The organism is Mycobacterium conspicuum (genome assembly GCF_010730195.1).
Classification (GTDB): domain Bacteria; phylum Actinomycetota; class Actinomycetes; order Mycobacteriales; family Mycobacteriaceae; genus Mycobacterium; species Mycobacterium conspicuum.
Map to the genome: position 1 here is coordinate 4462060 of NZ_AP022613.1, position 14892 is coordinate 4476951.

15 protein-coding genes are annotated in these 14892 nt (G+C 66.2%); 4 read left to right on the forward strand and 11 right to left on the reverse strand.

What is annotated here, in order from left to right; translation table 11 throughout:
* Positions 1-194 precede the first annotated feature (194 nt).
* From G6N66_RS20300 to G6N66_RS20325, 6 genes are all read right to left on the reverse strand, one after another.
* Positions 195-593: a (deoxy)nucleoside triphosphate pyrophosphohydrolase gene (locus G6N66_RS20300; RefSeq protein ID WP_085232074.1), complete on the reverse strand. Its 399-nt coding sequence runs from the start codon at positions 591-593 to the stop codon at positions 195-197.
* Positions 594-632: 39 nt separating this feature from the next.
* Positions 633-1739 carry a nitronate monooxygenase gene (locus tag G6N66_RS20305; RefSeq protein ID WP_085232073.1) on the reverse strand — a complete coding sequence of 369 codons (1107 nt, stop codon included), beginning with the start codon at positions 1737-1739 and terminating at the stop codon, positions 633-635.
* Positions 1740-1809: 70 nt separating this feature from the next.
* Positions 1810-2586 carry an SDR family NAD(P)-dependent oxidoreductase gene (locus G6N66_RS20310; protein ID WP_085232072.1) on the reverse strand — a complete coding sequence of 259 codons (777 nt, stop codon included), beginning with the start codon at positions 2584-2586 and terminating at the stop codon, positions 1810-1812.
* Between the two features lie 64 nt (positions 2587-2650).
* Entirely contained in the window at positions 2651-3094 is a 444-nt protein-coding gene (locus G6N66_RS20315; protein ID WP_197747047.1) for a pyridoxamine 5'-phosphate oxidase family protein, read from the reverse strand.
* Positions 3095-3143: 49 nt separating this feature from the next.
* Complete coding sequence (locus G6N66_RS20320; RefSeq protein ID WP_232079368.1) at positions 3144-4229, reverse strand: hypothetical protein; 1086 nt, start codon at positions 4227-4229, stop codon at positions 3144-3146.
* A gap of 126 nt (positions 4230-4355) precedes the next feature.
* Positions 4356-5297 (reverse strand): metal-dependent hydrolase, encoded by a 942-nt coding sequence (locus tag G6N66_RS20325; protein WP_232079369.1) that lies wholly within the window; start codon positions 5295-5297, stop codon positions 4356-4358.
* A gap of 123 nt (positions 5298-5420) precedes the next feature.
* On the opposite strand from G6N66_RS20325, the gene G6N66_RS20330 reads away from it, so the two are divergent.
* A complete protein-coding gene (locus tag G6N66_RS20330; protein ID WP_085232071.1) occupies positions 5421-5987 on the forward strand; it encodes a TetR/AcrR family transcriptional regulator in 567 nt (188 codons plus the stop codon).
* Here G6N66_RS20330 and G6N66_RS20335 read toward each other — a convergent pair.
* Positions 5984-6826 (reverse strand): alpha/beta fold hydrolase, encoded by an 843-nt coding sequence (locus G6N66_RS20335; RefSeq protein ID WP_085232070.1) that lies wholly within the window; start codon positions 6824-6826, stop codon positions 5984-5986. The two genes, G6N66_RS20330 and G6N66_RS20335, sit on opposite strands and share 4 nt — an antisense overlap.
* An 85-nt stretch (positions 6827-6911) precedes the next feature.
* Here G6N66_RS20335 and G6N66_RS20340 point away from each other — a divergent pair, with 85 nt between their 5' ends.
* From G6N66_RS20340 to G6N66_RS20350, 3 genes are read left to right on the forward strand one after another with little or no spacing between them, the layout of a single operon-like run.
* On the forward strand, positions 6912-7961 hold the full coding sequence (locus G6N66_RS20340) for a phosphotransferase family protein (protein WP_085232069.1): 1050 nt from the start codon (positions 6912-6914) through the stop codon (positions 7959-7961).
* The gene (locus G6N66_RS20345; RefSeq protein ID WP_085232068.1) at positions 7954-9465 is read left to right on the forward strand and encodes a flavin-containing monooxygenase; all 1512 of its coding nucleotides are present in this window, start codon (positions 7954-7956) and stop codon (positions 9463-9465) included. The genes G6N66_RS20340 and G6N66_RS20345 overlap by 8 nt, the downstream gene beginning before the upstream one ends.
* A complete protein-coding gene (locus G6N66_RS20350) occupies positions 9458-11182 on the forward strand; it encodes an N-acyl-D-amino-acid deacylase family protein (RefSeq protein WP_085232067.1) in 1725 nt (574 codons plus the stop codon). The genes G6N66_RS20345 and G6N66_RS20350 overlap by 8 nt, the downstream gene beginning before the upstream one ends.
* Before the next feature lie 51 nt (positions 11183-11233).
* Here the strand turns inward: G6N66_RS20350 and G6N66_RS20355 are convergent, their stop codons facing one another.
* From G6N66_RS20355 to G6N66_RS20370, 4 genes are read right to left on the reverse strand one after another with little or no spacing between them, the layout of a single operon-like run.
* Entirely contained in the window at positions 11234-12484 is a 1251-nt protein-coding gene (locus G6N66_RS20355; RefSeq protein WP_163645891.1) for an HNH endonuclease signature motif containing protein, read from the reverse strand.
* Positions 12485-12539: 55 nt separating this feature from the next.
* The gene (locus G6N66_RS20360; protein WP_085235362.1) at positions 12540-13466 is read right to left on the reverse strand and encodes a TIGR03619 family F420-dependent LLM class oxidoreductase; all 927 of its coding nucleotides are present in this window, start codon (positions 13464-13466) and stop codon (positions 12540-12542) included.
* Positions 13467-13475: 9 nt separating this feature from the next.
* On the reverse strand, positions 13476-14249 hold the full coding sequence (locus tag G6N66_RS20365) for a mannan-binding family protein (protein WP_085235376.1): 774 nt from the start codon (positions 14247-14249) through the stop codon (positions 13476-13478).
* A complete protein-coding gene (locus G6N66_RS20370) occupies positions 14249-14866 on the reverse strand; it encodes a tetratricopeptide repeat protein (RefSeq protein ID WP_372515913.1) in 618 nt (205 codons plus the stop codon). The genes G6N66_RS20365 and G6N66_RS20370 overlap by 1 nt, the downstream gene beginning before the upstream one ends.
* Positions 14867-14892 lie beyond the last annotated feature (26 nt).

Here is a 14892-nt window from a genome sequence, read left to right on the forward strand (position 1 = left end):
CTCCTACATGGCTCACGTCGCCCCCCGTCCAGTGTTCAACGCGGTCAAGTCACCTCGCCGTCGAGAACAGACCCGCCCGAGGTTAATTACAACTTGCGCTGTTATATACCCACGGTGACTGCTGGGCCTTCAACACGGCTGTACGTCGCCTGGACAATGGCTGTGGACTTCTTTTGAAGCGCCAACACCGCACGTCAGCGCCACATTGCGCCGGCCAGCTCCGGCAGCCAGGCCCGATCCGCCGGCACCCAATCGATGTCGCCCAGCTCGGCCGTCGTCACCCAGCGCAGCGCTCGATGGTCGTGCGGTTGCGGCTCGCCGCGCAGCAGCCGCACCCGGTAGGCGCGCAGGGTCGCCGTGTCGTTCAGCACCACGTCGCGTCCCAGCCGGTCGCCGACCGCGAAGTCCTCGGCCCGCAGGCCCAGCTCTTCGGCCAGTTCGCGGGCCAGCGCGTCGCGCTCGGTTTCGCCGGGCGCGACCTTGCCGCCCGGGAGCTCCCAGCGGCCGGCCAGCTCCGGCGGGCGCAGCCGTTGTGCCACCAAGAGCGTGGCACCGGAGATGACCGCCCCGGCGACGACGATCTGGGTCGGCATGGCCAGTGACGGTATACCGCCTACCTCGAGCAGATTGGGTCAGGCCATGAATGCGTCGTGCAGCCGCTCGACCGTGTCGAGGGACTCACGAATCAGGTCCACATACACGTCAGCGGTCCGGCGTTCGGCTGTCATCCGGCCGACGATCTGGCCCACGGCTTGGCCCGCCAATTCGCGAGCTCCCGCAGCCTGAATGTGGTCGTTGGCGGGCGCGAACAGCAGGCTCTGCAACGGCATCGGCAGGGTGCCGGGCGAATCGGGGCCTTCGAACGCCTCGGTCCATGCGGTGCGCAGCTGGCGACATGGCTTCCCGGTGATCGCTCGCGACCGAACCGCGTCCTGGGCCCTGGCCGACAACAGATTCTCTTTGACAACGAGAGGTTCATTGCTTTCGTTGGTGGTCAACCAGATTGAGCCCGTCCACACGCCGGCGGCCCCCAACGCCAGGGCCGCCGCGACCTGACGACCGCTCCCGATGCCACCGGCCGCAAGCACCGGCACTTCGACGGCGTCGACGACGTCGGGAACCAAAACCATCGTGGTGATCTCGCCGCAATGCCCGCCGGCCTCGGTGCCTTGCGCGACGATGACATCGATTCCCGCGGCGACCTGTCGACGCGCGTGTTCGACGCTGCCCACCAGCGCCGCGGTCTTGATCCCGCGCGCGTGCGCGGCCTGGCACACGTCGGCCGGCATCGGCCCGAGCGCGTTGACCAGCAATCCGATCGGATGCGCGAAGGCGATCTCGAGGTGTTTCAAAGCACCTTCGTGGCTGAGACCCGTCGCGTCGACCGACGCATCGAAGGTGTCGATGGGCGCCACACCGTGCGCACTGAGCAGATCGTTGACGAAACGCTTGTGCCCGTCCGGGATCATCTTGATGAAATCCTCGCGGGGATTCTCCGCGCTCACCTCGCCGCGCCCGCGATACGACGCCGGCATCACGATGTCGACGCCGTAGGGCTTGCCGCCGACGTGAGCATCGATCCACGCCAACTCGTGCTCGAGATATTCCGGAGTGTGCGCCGCCGCACCGAGGACGCCCATGCCGCCGGCGTTGGTGACGGCCGCCACCACGTCGCGGCAATGGCTAAACGCGAAGAGTGGAAAGTCAATATCGAAGATGTCGGTAATCGCTGTCTTCACCGCGATGCGTCTCCTGCCGTCGGCTCGTCGATCCCGCTGAGCTCAATGAGAATGTCGGTCGTAAACGGGCTCACGATGGCCGCGGGTCCGGCGACCGCGCACTAGCGGTTTGATCGGCCGACTGTTTCGCCGCCAGCCGCTGCATCTGTCCGTACGCGTTGATCGGGCTGTGCAGGGCGAGTCCTCCGTCCGCGAGTAGGGTTTGCCCAGTCACCCAGCCCAGTTCGAGCACCGCCACGACGGCCTCGGCGACGTCATCGGCCTCGCCCAACCGACCCAGCGCGGTGCGTTCGTTCAGGCCGTCGACCCAGCCGGGCAACGCCTCGGGTTTGGCGAGCATCGGCGTGCGGGTCACCCCCGGCCCCACCGCATTGACCCGAATTCCGTGGCAACCCCATTCGGCGGCAGCCACTCGAACGAGCATGTCGACGCCGGCCTTGGACACGCAGTAGGCCGCCATATCCCGGTCCGCGATGGTGCCGCTGATGCTCGACACCGCCACGATGGCCCCGCCGGCACCGGCCTGGATCATCGCCCGCGCGACCGCGCGCATGGTCAGCCAGGTACCGGTCAAGTTGACGTCCAGGACCCGTCGCCACTCCTCGAGTGTCTGCTCGGTAAGCAGGCCAGTAGCGCCCACGCCGGCGCACGCCACCAGCCGCGTCGGCGGTCCGTGTTGCGCGGTTGTCGCCTCAAGCGCGTCGGCTACCGACTCGGGATCGCTGATGTCACATCGGATGTCACCGCCGCGGAGGTCCCAAGCGATGACGTCTTGGCCGGCCCGGCGCAATCGGTTCACCACCGCCAGACCGATGCCGGAGGCTCCGCCGGTGACGATGGCGGTCACCAGCGGCCTCCGATCGCCCCGGCCCTGATTTCGTTAAACATGTTGTCAGCCTCCGCTTCCGCATCTATCCGGCAAGGTCGCCGCTGTCGGCGGCCGCGAGCTTGCGATGATCCCAACTGACGGTCGCGATTGGTGTCACCGCGTAGACGACTCGTGCCCTGATCTGCCGAGCGACCTCGTCCGGGTCGACTGGCCCGTCGGAGTAACGTCTGGCGACCGCGCACGCCGCCGGCAGGCGCTTGTCGCCGACGACTTCGACTGCGCGCCCACGGATTTGCACCCCCCGCAATTCGTCATAGTGCGTGCCCGTCTCGACCAGGCAGGTCACCCTGTCGTCGTGCGCCAGGTTGCGACACTTCTGCGAACGCCGGAAGGCCATAAAGGTTATCGAGCCGTCGTGCACGGCGAACCACATCGCCACCACGTGCGGCCAGCCACCGCTACCCAGCGTGGCCAGCGACATCGTGCGTGCAGTAGCCAATAGGTCGTCGACTTCGCCGGCAGACATGGTAATGCTGACCCGCTGAGCCCGAGACATCATGCGGCGCCGCGGGACTTCACAGGAACGAATTCTGCTGAGTCAGACCGATTTCGGGGAAGGCGCCGAGCGCGAAGGTCTCGATGTTGCCGACGCCAACCCCGCCCCCGACCGGGTCCTCCACCCGCACCAGCAGATCACGTAACTGGTGGACCTTTCGCGCCGTCGCGGGTTCGTCACAGTCGGTGATGTGGTTGCCCTCAACCCGTAGCTCTCCCACCCACTCCCCGTACACCCAGTCGTTCCAGCCGTAGTAGCCCGCGGTTCCGAGGTGAAAGCCGCCGTCTCCCGCCGCGCGAATGCTCAGCGGCCTCTTGGTGCCGTCAGACTCGATGAGAGTGATTGTCCCGTGGGTAAACCGACGATTGTCGTCACGGAACCGCAGATCCTGCTCGACCGCGGCGAACCGGTGCGAGCCGCCATTTTCCTCCTGCTGTTCGGCCTGCGAGCGGACGGATTCAAAGCCCTGGCCCTTTTCGTGCTGCAGAAAGACGAAGAGCGAGTATTTCGACCCATCACTGCGGGCCATGGTCATCGGGAACCACGTCATGAACATCTGCGTGATCTTGCCGCCGCCCCGAGGCAGTCCGGGAATCGGTTTGCCGACGCCCGGCCGCAAACCCCACGAGTGATCGCGGATCGATATCCATTCGTCGGGCTTGATATCGACACGTTCGCCGTGCAATTGGACCCACCCCGACGCGACGCCAATCTGGTGGTAGCGCAACACATTATGCGTGACCCGGTAGCCGTCGGGACTGCGATCGGGCCACGGATCCTCTAAGGCTGCATCGAATGAGCCGCGGAGCACCACGTCGAACGCGATCGGCTGGTGCTCGTTCTCGTCCAAGCTGATTCTGACCGCGCGCAGCGGCTCAACGACGCGGTAATGGATCGGACCCACATCGGTGCCGGAGAAGTCCGCTGACAGCCGCCGGCCCGCGCGCACCGTCCACTGCTCGGTGCCACGGCACACCCCGGCCGCCCCGTCGAAAACGCCGCGGTTGGTGTACTTGCCGATCCCCAACACCACCTGCAGCGAATTGTCGCGGGCATGCGCCGTCGTCCAGATCTTCTCGGTCCATGACGGGTCCGATTGACTCACGGTCGCAAAGGTATCGACGATCTGGTGGGTCAGGAATTCGTCCTCAGGAACGAGGCCGCCATAATTGGTTGACAGCAACAGCACTCACCCTTCGTAGGCGTCGAGGCGATCGGCAAACTGTGGCCATCAATTCGCCTGTACTCCAGTAAATTTCGTCATGTCCGTGCCGCGCTCGTACTCTTGCATCCACGCCGTGGCCCACTCGGGAAGCGGCTGATTCGCGGGATCGTGGTGGGGGGCCTGTGACAACAGCAGCCGCCACACCATGGTGGCCAGCTGCCTGGTGGGCACGGGTTGAAAGAGCGTTGTGGGCGATCCCGCTCGCTCGCGGCGGCGGCGACCACCGGGACCGCGGAATTTGAACTCGCTCATTCGAATTGACGCCAGGGCCTCTTGTACCGAGACGCCCCCACGGTCCTCCAGCGGGACGTGCTCGTCAAATGCCGCGGTGATCTTGGCCGTGACGGAGCCGACGTGGTTGAACGTCTGTCGCACATGCCTGACCCGATACCAGGGATTGCCGACGAGATGCTGGTAGAGCAGAAGCCCGGAACTGCGGTGTTCGATCTCCTCCACGAAGTGCCACATCATCAGCGACCCGACCCGGCTGTCGCCGCCGCCGAAGAGCGCCTCGCGATTATCCAGAATGACTTTGAACAGCGGGGTGAAGGTCGCTTCCAGGTTGGCGACGTAGGCGGCATGGTATTCGACGGGGTGGGCCGCGATCAGCTCGTCGTAGGCGCGATTGGCTTCGTCGTAGCACTGCTCGAGAGCCGGGTACCGCTCGATGAGCGCGAGCATGTGTTTGCGGTGCGCCGACGCGTGCTGGGCTTCTTGGCGCAGAAAGGCTTCGGCCTCCTCGGCGATGGCCGGTCTTTCGGCGAGCCGGTCTTTGGCCTTGCGCAGCGCGCCGATGATGTACCGCTCGAACGGCACGGCGATGAACGTGAAAGTGTTGCAGAACGCCGCGAAACTCGGATTGGCCGGCTGCCACAAGAACGGCACGGTCGCGTCGAACTCGAACGGGATCTTGCGAATGACGAGATCTGTCAGTCCTCCCACCTCCATGTGCCGCGACCCGTCCCGCTAGTAACGTCCGCCTGTCCATGCGTCACGCCGACGGACCGATATTCTCGGTCAGCAGGTCGAGGCCAGTGTGACATTTGATCCATAATATGTAAAGCTTGGGGAATGCCAACTCGGGTGCCCCCCAACGCTGAGCGGTCGACTCGCCGGCGCATTCTGGCCGCCACGTTCGTCGTGCTGGCCCGCAGTGGGCGCAAAAACCTGATGCTTTCGGAAGTCGCCGCCGAGGCCGGCGTGTCACGGCCGACGCTGTACCGCTATTTCCCTTCCAAGGCGGCGCTGCTGGAAGCGTTCGGGCTCTACGAGCAGGACAACTTCGATGCCGGCATCGCCAATGCGGTCGCCGGGCTGCGCGGCTACCAGCGGCTCGATGCCGCGCTGCAGTTCGTCGTCGATTTCCAGCACTCCTACTCGCTCGGCTTTCTCGTCGACGTCGAGCCCGAATACGTGCTGGGCCAGATGCGCCGGGTGATGCCGCTGCTGCACGAGCGGATCGCCCGGATCATTCCCGGCGATCACGCCGAAATCGCCGCGGCGACGATAGTGCGCGTGGCGGTGAGCCATTACCTGGTCGGCGACGACGATCGCGGCAAGTTTCTCGCCGAGCTGCGCTATGCAGCCGGACTGGATCCCGCGCGCGGCCGCGCCGCGCGGCCGGTGGCCAGCGCCTAATCGGCTTGGAGCCAGCCACAGATAATGTCCGCCACCTGATCGGGCCGCTCTAAGTGCAGGAAATGACCGACGCCGTCGAGTAATTCGAATCGCGATCCCGCGGCCGGCAGGTGCGCGGTCACGTCTTCCAGTAACTCGGCACCCAAAGCGCCGTCATTGGCACCGTGCAGATAGAGCGTGCGGACCGGCGGGGGCACCAGGGTGGCCGCCGCTTCGACGCTCACCTCGGGGTCGGCGAACTGCGGTTGGAACGACGCCCGGTAGGGGCAGATGATGCCGGCGATCGATTCCTCGGTCACCGACCGGCGCAACTGCGCGACGTCTTCGGACCAGTCGTGGCCCGGCGACCAGTCGGTCCACAGCGATTCCCAGAAGCCGGGGGCGGCCAGCGCGGCTTCGGCGAGCCCGACCTGCTGCATAAACCATATGTAGAAGGACCGCTTGAGCTGCCGGTATGCGAACATCGGCGACCCGAGTGCGCCGACCGGCGGAACCGCCAGCGTCACCAGCCGGCTGTACCCGCTTGGATCGAAGGCGACCGCACCGTATCCCGCGTTGGCCCCCCAATCGTGACCAACCAACACGCAGCGATCGTCGCCCTGGTACTTCCGCCGCAGGTCCCCGATGTAGCGCACATACGTGCCGACGCTGATCGGCCCGGTCGCGGGTGCGTCGTAGCCCGGTAACCAGGGGGCGAGCACCCGGTAGCCCGCCGCGGCCAGCGCCGGGCCCAGGTAGCGCCAGGTGTGGGGGGTGTCGGGAAAGCCGTGGACGGCGATCGCCAACGGACGACTGATGTCGTCGATGTCGCCGAACGTGAGGGGGCCCGGCTGCGGCAAAGCAAAGTCCTCCTTACATCTGGGTGTTGAAACGTAAACCCGGAAGTCACTTTACATCTTGACGCCAGTATGTAAATGTTTGGCCATGGCTGGCCTCACCCTCGTCCAACGCGACCTCGCCGCGACGAAACACCAGCTGGGTCTGTGGTTCGCCAACAAGTTCGGTCCGTCCGCGACGTTGAACGACCTCACGATCGCCAACAAGTCGGGCGGATGGTCAAGCGAGAGCCTGCTCGCGTCGCTCACCGACGCCAAGGGCCAACGTGATTATGTGGTGCGCATCCCGCCGGCCGGCGGAGGAATTTTTGCCGACTATGACCTGGAGGTACAGGCCCGGACTCAGGAGCTGGTACGCCGATATGGCGTGGCGACCCCGAACCCGCTTATCTACGAACCGAACCCGGACTGGATCGGATCGAAATTCCTTGTGATGCCCCGAATCGTGGGCCACATTCCTGGCGATATGACGTACGCGAGGAAGGGCTGGCTCCACGATGCTTCCGCGGATGTCCAGCGTCGAACGCAGGACTCCTTTCTGATGACTCTTGCTGCGCTGCAAAAGATTCCGACGAGCGAGGCGTCGTGGTTGCGACGTCCCACCGGAGTTGGCGCCGAAGCCGAGGTGACGTGGTGGCTTGAATACCTGAAGTGGGGCACCGACAACCAGGTCCCCGACTTGATGCTCGAAGCCTTCGGTTGGCTGGCGCGCAACCTGCCCGATCACCCCGCCGAGCCCGGTGTCTGCTGGGGCGACGCGCGGATATCGAATGTGGTCTTCGACGATCAAGGCAACATCGTGGGCGTCCTGGACTGGGAGCAGGCCTGCCTTTGTCCGGCCGAGGCCGACTTCGGGTGGTGGCTGGCGACGCGACGGCAGATGCGCGATGTCTTCGGGATCGCGGCCGATCCCGAGTTGCCCGGATTCGACACCAGGGACAAGGTCGTAGGTCGCTACCAGGACATGATCGGGCGAACTCTGACCGACCTGGAGTGGTACGAGCATTTCGCGGCGGTCCGCATCGGCTGCTGCACGCTGCGCATCCAGGTGCTCTTGCACGCGACCGGACAGCACCACCACTTCCTCACTCGCGCACCGCTTCTCCCCGAGTGGACTATCGAGGCGATCCGTGCCTGAAGCGGACCCCGGACCTTCGGTTGCGATCATCGGCGCCGGCTTCGCCGGCATCGCAGCGGCCGTCCACCTCGCCAAGGCGGGCTTGCGTGACTTCACCGTCTTCGAGAAGTCGTCAGGCGTGGGCGGCACCTGGCGCGACAACACTTATCCCGGCGCCGAGGTGGACGTCCATTCCGTGCTGTACTCATACTCCTTCCGGCCGCACGACTGGACGCGCACTCATGCCCGCCAGGCCGAACTGCAGCAGTATCTAGACGATGTCGTCGACGAGTATGGGTTGAGGCCGCACTTCCGTTTCAACACCACGGTCGACGAGGTCGTCTGGAACGACGAAGCGCGCGGCTACTTGTTGCGGACCGCGGGCGGGGACGTCTACACCTTCCGGGCGGTCATCAGCGCGGTGGGCATGCTCAACATCCCGAACTACCCCACCTGGCCGGGCCTCGACGAGTTTGCCGGCCCGAAGCTGCACACCGCCCGATGGCAGCCGGTGGACCTGGCCGGCAAGAAAGTCGCGGTGGTGGGCACCGGATCCAGTGCCGTGCAGGTGGTTCCGGCGATCGCCGGAGTGGCCGAACGCGTCACATTGTTTCAGCGCGAGCCCGGCTGGGTCATGGCCAAACCCGACCGCGATCTCAGCGAAGAGGAACGCGCACGGCTGCGGCGACCGTGGGCCCGGCGGCGCGCACGACTGCGGCAGTTCTGGCTCATCGAGATCGGGCAATTGTTCGGCTCACTGCACCGGCCCGGCACCAAGATCAACACGCTCGCCGAAGCACGCTGTCGCGCCTACATTGCCAAGGTCTTCGCCGACCGGCCCGACCTGGCCGAGGCCGTCACACCGAAGTACCCCTACCCCGGCAAACGTCCGGTACTCACCAAGGACTTCTATCCCGCGCTGCTGCGCGACGACGTCGAACTGGTTCCGTTCGCCGTCCAGTCAGTCACACCCGGCGGCGTGGTAGACGTGCGCGGGGTGGAGCATCCTGCCGACGTGCTCGTCATGGCGACCGGGTTCCAGCCGGCGAACTATCTGGCGTCCTACCGGGTCGTCGGCCGCACCGGAGCGACGCTGCACGAATTCTGGCGAGGGGAACCGCAGGCGTTCGCTGGAATCACCGTGCCGCACTTCCCGAACTTCTACATCCTCTATGGACCCAACACCAATGGCGGCGAGATCGTCTCGGCGCTGGTGCGCCAGGCCGAATACGCGGTGCGGTCGATCAAACGGCTGCGCGACGAGGGCATCGTCGGCATCGAGGTCCGGCCCTGGTTCTATCACCGCTACAACCGGTGGATCCAAGGTGCCATGGCCAAGACGGCGTGGGTGCAATCGAACAACTACTACAAGTCGGCATCCGGACGGGTCGTCACCCAATGGCCTTACGGTGCAGTCATTTACCGGGCGGTTACCACGTTGCTTGGCCGGCCCTCCGAAAGGGTGATCCGTCGGACGCGCAGCTCGTCAACCAATGCAGAGAAGGTAGGGCAGGCACATGCATGATCTAGTGATCCGCGGCGGCACGGTCATCGACGGCACGGGCGGGCCCGCCTACACGGCCGACGTCGCGGTCGAGGACGGCCGCATCGTCGGGGTCGGGAAGCTGACCGGCTCGGCGCGCCGGACCATGGACGCCGACGGCCTGCTGGTGACGCCGGGCTTCGTCGACATCCACACCCACTACGACGGGCAGGCGACGTGGGATCCGCACCTGACACCGTCCTGCTGGCACGGGGTCACCACCGCGATCCTCGGCAATTGCGGCGTCGGCTTCGCGCCCGTCGCTGATCGGCAGCGGCTCGTCGAGCTGATGGAGGGGGTCGAGGACATCCCGGGAACCGCGCTCTACGAAGGCATCCGGTGGGATTGGGAGTCCTTTCCGGAGTATCTCGACGCGCTCGAGCGCGCCCCGCACGCCCTCGACATCGGCGCCCAGGTGCCGCACGCCGCCGTCCGCGCCTACGTGATGGGCGACCGGGCGCTCGACGACGCGACGGCGGACGACCTCGAGGCGATGACCACGATCGTCGCCGACGCACTGGACGCCGGCGCGGTCGGCTTCTCGACCGGCCGTACCCAGGGACACCGCGACGTGAACGGCAACCCGGTGCCCGGCACCTTCGCCGCCGACGCGGAGCTGGAGGCGCTGTATGCCACGATGGTCAAGGCCGGGCGCGGCGTCTTCGAGGTCGTGCCGGCCGGTGTCGGCGGCGTGGAGGGCCTGGATCCCGAGGGCTCCATGGATCGCGAGCTGAAATGGATTGTGCGCCTGGGTGAATCGGCGCCGGTACCGTTGACGTTCCTGATCATGCAAACCACCTTCGAGCCCGACGCCTGGCGGCCGCACTTTGCCGCCGTGCACGAGGCCAACGCCAACGGCGCCAACATCCGGCCCCAGATCGGCAGTCGCTGTTTCAGCGCGCTGGTCGGTCACCAGTCCCGGCTCAACCCGTTCAAGTACGCCGAGGCCTACCAGCGGATCGCGAATCTTCCGCTACCCGAACTGATCTCGCAGCTGCGCCGACCCGACGTGCGCGCCGAGATTCTGGCCCAGGCGCCCGCGGCCAACAAGGCGGCGACGGCGCTCGACCGAATGTCGCGGCACGTTTTCGAGCGCCTGTTCCCGCTGGGCGAGGCGCTGGACTACGAGCCCACCAGCGACAACAGCGTGGCCGCCATCGCCCGCCGCGACAACAGGGATCCGTGGGAGGTCGTCTATGACGTGATGCTCGGCGCCGACGGGCGAGACTTCCTGCTGTTCCCATTGCTGAACTACGGCAAGGGTTCCTACGACGGTCTGTACGACATGATGAGCGATCCGCTGACGGTGCAGGGGCTGGGCGACGGCGGGGCGCATTCGTCGATCGTGTGCGACGCCAGCATGACCACTTACTTGCTGACCTACTGGACCCGCGACCGCACGCGGGGGCCGCGACTGCCGCTGGAATACGCGGTGCGCCGGCTCACCGGCGACGGCGCCGCGCTCTACGGGCTCACCGACCGTGGCATCATTCGCGAGGGCATGCGGGCCGACCTCAACGTGATCGACTACCAGAAACTGGCGTTGCTTCGCCCGGAGAAGGTCAACGATCTGCCCAGCGCCACGGGTCGCTTGATACAGCGATCCACGGGGTACACCGCCACGCTGGTGGCCGGCGAGGTTGTCGTGGATGACGGCCAGCTCACCGACGCCCGGCCGGGTCGCCTGGTTCGTTCGTAGGATACGACCGAAAATCCCTGCGTGACAACGGGTTTGCGCCTCGGCGCCAGCTTAGTTGTTGGTGGGTGGTGGTTGGGGTTGGAAGGGTGTGTACCACCACCAGTCGGCGCGTTCGCCGAGGGGTCCGCGGCAGGGCGGGACCACCGGTGGGGGTTGGGTGGGTGGTCGGGCCAGTGATCCGGGGCTGAGTAGTTGGCCTTCGTTGTCGGTGACGGTCAGGGCGTCGGCGGGTCCTTTGATGGTGATCAGGCCGCGGTGGTGCAGCCGATGGTGGTACGGACAGAGCAGCACCAGATTGTGTAGCTCGGTGGGGCCGCCGTCTTCCCAGTGCTGGATGTGGTGCGCATGCAGGCCGCGGGTGGCGCCGCAACCGGGGACCGCGCAGGTCGGGTGGCGGTGTTCGAGTGCGCGGCGCAGCCGGCGGTTGATCACTCGGGTGGTGCGCCCGGCGCCGATGACGTTGCCGTGGCGTTCGAACCAGACCTCGCAGGTGGCATCGCAGGTCAGTTCCTGGCGTTCGGCGTCCGACAGCAGCGGCCCCAGATGCAGGGCGGCGGCTTTCTGCTGCACATCGACGTGCACCACCACCGTGGTGTGCTGCCCGTGCGGGCGCCGAGCCGCCTCCACATCCCAGCCCGCCTCGATTAACCGCATGAACGCATCCCCCGTCGTGGGCAACGCAGGCCTGTCTTGTGCTGGCTGCTCGTCATCGCCGTGATCGCGGCGCCATTCGGCGAACAACGCGTCGCGATGCGAGGCCACCGCGGCGTCGAATTTGGCGGCATCGAGGCGCCCGAGTTTGATGCGGTAGCAGCTGCCCTGCTCGCTGCTCGATTTCGAAAATGAGCGCTCGGGCTCGGGCGCGGGACCGGGGTCGGGTCGCGGTTCGAGTTTGACCGCGGTACGCAGCTGGCTCACCGTGGCCACCGCGGCCAATTGCGCGTAGTGCTCATCGGATCCCTCACCGGCGCGCGCGGCGATCACCCCGACCTGATCCAGCGACAGCCGCCCCTCGCTCAAAGCTTGAGCGCAGCGCGGAAACTCCTCCAACCGCTCGGCGATGGTGGCCACGGTGCGCGCATTGGCCGGTGAGCAGCCCGTCTTCCAGGCCATCACCGCCGCCAGCGACCGCGCCCCAGTCATCCCCCACAACTGCCGCCCATCGAGCTCGGCGGCGATCTGCACAATGCGCCCATCAATCGCATTACGCTGACCGCACAACTCCGCCAACTCCTCAAACAACACCGCAAGACGATCCTTCGGGATCATCTCCACGGCGTCAGCAGAAGCGGTCAACGACATAACGCCATCAAAGCAGCCACCACCGACAAGTTTCCGCCGCGCGCAAAGCGGCAGGTCAAACCGCGTTGCGCACCGCGTCGACGAACGCGGGGATGTCACGCTCCCGGTCCCCGTCGGGAAGCGGCCAGAACGCCAGCCGCAGGTCGCTCACCCCGGCCTTGGCTTGGGCCGCCGCGGCCGCGGCGGCGGCGGCCAGGTCGGGCCGGCCGTCCGGGCCCGCCTTGACGCGCAGCGCGCCGCTCACGCCGAACCCATCCGGTTCGCCGCCGGCCTGCTCGACCGCCGCGCGCATCCGTTCGATGCCCGCGGCGATGTCGCGGGCGTCGGAACCCCAAGGGATCCAATACTTTCCGAACCGGGCGAGCCGGCGAGCGACGGCGCGGTTGACCGTGCCGCTCACCCAAATCGGCACTCCCCCGGGCTGAACGGGTTTGGGCATCTGGTGAATCCGGTCGAAGCTCAGCCCCGGGCCGGTGTAGCTCACCTCGTTTTCCCGCCACAACCGCTGACACACCTCGAGCGTCTGGTCCAGGATCGCTCCGCGCTTGGTGAAGTCGACGCCGGCGACGTCGTATTCCTCGCGCTGCCAGCCCACGCCCACGCCGAGATCGATGCGGCCACCCGACAAAACATCCATGGTGACAACGGTTTTCGCCAGCACGGCGGCCGGGCGCAACGGGGCCAATAAGATGTTGGTGCCCAACCGGATACGTTCGGTGCGCGCGGCCAGGTGGGTCAGCACCGTCAGCGGCTCCAACCAGTGCCCGTCGGGCCCGGTGGGCTGGCGACCGCCTTCGGTGCCGCCCACCTTGGGATCGGCGTAGGCGTCCATGTTCATCCCGAACGCGATGTGTTCGGACACCAGGACGCGGTCAAATCCGCAGCCTTCCAGCAGTTGTGCCCAGTCGGTGAGGTGGTCCCAGTTGGCCGGGGCCTCGGCCGAGAACGAGGGGATTCCCATCGAAAGCTGTATCGAGGTCATTCCGGTACGTTAACCGAAGCCGGGGCGCAAGACCGGGCCGAGCGCCGAGAGCGGGATGTGGGCTTGCACGGTGCCGCCGTCCATGTACCACTGCATCACGCCGGGGGTGAAGTTCAGCGGCTCGTCGTGAGCCACCGGGTAGTCCGGCATGTAGAGGATCAACTCGTCGGGGGTCAGCGCCCACGCCTTGTAGGCGCCCGAGTACACCTTGTCGGGAGTCCAGCGGTCGACCACGAACGGGTAGGTCCCGGGATCGTGCGGTGGCGGCGCTTGGTTGAGCGCGGTTTGGACGAAGGGCTGGGCCAACGGCGGGATGGCGGTCAACGGGTCGGAGGTGGTCAGGTCCGACAGCATCAGCCTTCTGCCGCTGGCCATGTCGAACGTGAAGGTGCGGTAGGCATTGTTGAATTGGGGTCCGTCGGCGTGGTAGTCCTCGTGAAACACCGCGCTAAGCAGGCTGCCGTGTCGGAAGATCTCGTAGTTCTCCTCGCCGTAGCTGTCGGCGACCATGTGGCCGTTGGCGTTTCGCCAATTGTTGACCAGGGTGTGCAGGTAGTCGCGGACCACCGCGCTGGTGGTCGGGTTGTCGATCAGCTCGGCGGGCAAGGCCACCTTGATGTCGCGGACCGCGTTGCGTTCGGAGGTGACCGTGGTGTGGCAGTACTGGCCGTCCCAGTCGCCACCGAGCTCGCCACAGAACGACGGCGCCGACGCGCGCGCCGTCGCCGCGTCAGGGAACGCCGCGGCCACGAGCACGACGAGCGCCGCGGTGAGCCTTAGCATCACAGCAGCTGCACCTTGCTGGCCCGCCAGCGCCCGTCGACCTTCTCCATGGTGATCTTGATCCTGCTGCGATCGATGCGCGGATCGGGCGCCTGCGTGTTGGTGACGGTCTGGTCGATAAAGACAAGCACGACAACCTTGTTCGTGGATTCGGATTGAATGGCCGAATCGACCACCACCCCGTGCGCGGTGGCCTTGTTGTCGATCAGCAGTTGCCGAAGCTGCACGCTGGACTGGGTGTACATGTCCTTGAACTCGCCGGTCGCGCCGTCGAGCACCTGCCGGAAGTTTTGGTCGACGTTGTTGGAGTCGATGCTCGTCAGCACCTGGGCGTACGCGATGGCCGCCTGCTGGGCCTGCTGTCCGGCTTGCTGGATCTGATGGGCCTGCCATTGCCTCCAGCCGAGGAAGCCCGAAACCGCAAGCGAGGCAACGAGTAACGCCGGCATTATGCCGCGGCGCAGGTATTGCCGCCACGGACGCTTGCGCCATCTGCGCTTCTCGCCCTTGCCCTTTAAGCGCACATCATCGTCGACCTCTTCGGTCACTTCGACGTCAGGCTCTTCGGCTTCCTTCTCTTCGGCGTCTTCGTCTGTCGCCTTGGTAGCCACCATCATCATCTCCTTGAACTAACCGGTCTTTG